This window comes from Pseudomonas sp. SIMBA_068 (assembly GCF_046534705.1).
Lineage (GTDB): Bacteria > Pseudomonadota > Gammaproteobacteria > Pseudomonadales > Pseudomonadaceae > Aquipseudomonas > Aquipseudomonas putida.
The window spans coordinates 1-273 of the sequence record NZ_JAWRYI010000470.1; the positions used below are offsets into that span (position 1 = coordinate 1).

Sequence of the window (273 nt, forward strand, 5' to 3'; positions counted from 1 at the left end):
TACCCGGTGGTCATGGTCGAAGGTGCAGGCTCGCCTGCGGAGATCAACCTGCGTGCCGGCGACATCGCCAACATGGGCTTTGCCGAAGCGGTGGACTGCCCAGTGATTCTGGTGGCCGATATCAATCGGGGCGGGGTCTTCGCGCACCTTGTCGGCACCCTAGAATTGCTGTCGCCGAGTGAGCAGGCACGGGTCAAGGGCTTTGTCATCAACCGCTTTCGCGGTGATATCGCCCTGCTTCAGCCGGGCCTGGACTGGCTCGAAGCGCGCACC

The 273-nt window shown here is 63.4% G+C and carries 1 protein-coding gene; it reads left to right on the forward strand.

What is annotated here, in order from left to right:
* Positions 1–273: AAA family ATPase (locus SB756_RS30005; RefSeq protein ID WP_410913228.1), on the forward strand; the 273-nt coding region annotated here is incomplete at both ends.